General features: G+C 34.2%; 2 protein-coding genes. Both read right to left on the reverse strand.

Annotated features, from left to right (window positions below):
• Positions 1 to 63: 63 nt before the first annotated feature.
• Entirely contained in the window at positions 64 to 711 is a 648-nt protein-coding gene (locus tag ACFQ4A_RS16390; RefSeq protein ID WP_382402497.1) for a hypothetical protein, read from the reverse strand.
• A 184-nt stretch (positions 712 to 895) separates the two neighbouring features.
• Positions 896 to 1,197, reverse strand: a 302-nt coding sequence (locus ACFQ4A_RS16395) for a hypothetical protein (RefSeq protein WP_382402498.1), incomplete at its 5' end; no start/stop codon positions are given.

The following is a 1,197-nucleotide window of genomic DNA, read 5'->3' on the forward strand; positions in this document are numbered from 1 at the left end:
CCTTTTGCCGAATGGTTTCTTCTAATATTTGCTGATATTAAATCTTAAGTATTACACAGGTCCTCACTTTGTAAATTCAGCTTTAAATAAATATACAACATCGTATTTTTTTAATTCATTGGGATCTTCATAAAAATTTGAACGTAAAGATATTGTATTTTGTTTTGAATAAATAATACCAGCCAGGACTGTTTCCCCTTGCTCTGCAGATTTTTCACTTACCTGAAAGCTACCTGAAACACTCAGCTTGTTATCAACTTCTTTATCCACCCCGATAGTTGAGCCCGTGCTACCGCTTGTGTCCCCACTAGTGTTGATACCTATATTAAATGTACGTTTTTGTGCTTCTTCATTTTTCTTTGGGGTTGTAAGTATAATTGCTCCATTTTCCCTCGACTGGGATGACAACTTACTTAATTTGTCATCAACTAACTCTCCGTCTTCGTATTTTTCTATCCATGCAGATACTTTTTTGTACTCACTATCTATACTGAAATTAAATACAAATGAATTATCTGAAGTAGTTGAAAGAATCGCTTTTTCCATGTTTGATAAATCAGTACTGGAAATAGTATTCGTATCGGTTTTGGTGTTACTACTCTCGCTATCGCAAGCACTTAATATAAAAGCGAGTATGGTGATTAATATTAAAATACCGAACCTCGTTTTCAATTCCTTCCCCCCTTTTATAGCGATTTTATTTTTATTCACAATACGTCACACTTGTCTAATTAAACCCATTCCGTTAAATGTCCCAATGAAGCAATATGTTTTCTTAGAAATGCTTCGTTTTTCTCCGAACTTCTTTTCCAACAATTTTAGCTCTTATGTTTAGCATTGGCGCTAAATCCTTATCCCGGATTAGCGACCTGTAATTGAATTGTTGCCTTAGTTCTTAGTCCTCCACTAAATAAGATTTTTGCCATAAAATCACACCATCATTATCAAGGGCTTGGATCTTCATATTATCTGGGTTATCTTCACTATCCCCTTTATCATTTTCAAAAATGCTGTACCATCCAGAGATGTCATCTTCCATTTTAAAAATGTTGGCTTTATGTACTTTTTTATTTTGTTGTGATACCTGTACCTTTTTAATCTCTTTATCTGTAATAATACCACCAAAGTAACTATATTCAGAACCCTCCATATAATCCACAGTAATACCATTCGCTGGGCTTAAAGAAGGGATGTTCA

The organism is Lentibacillus salinarum (genome assembly GCF_042679865.1).
GTDB lineage: Bacteria > Bacillota > Bacilli > Bacillales > Amphibacillaceae > Lentibacillus > Lentibacillus salinarum.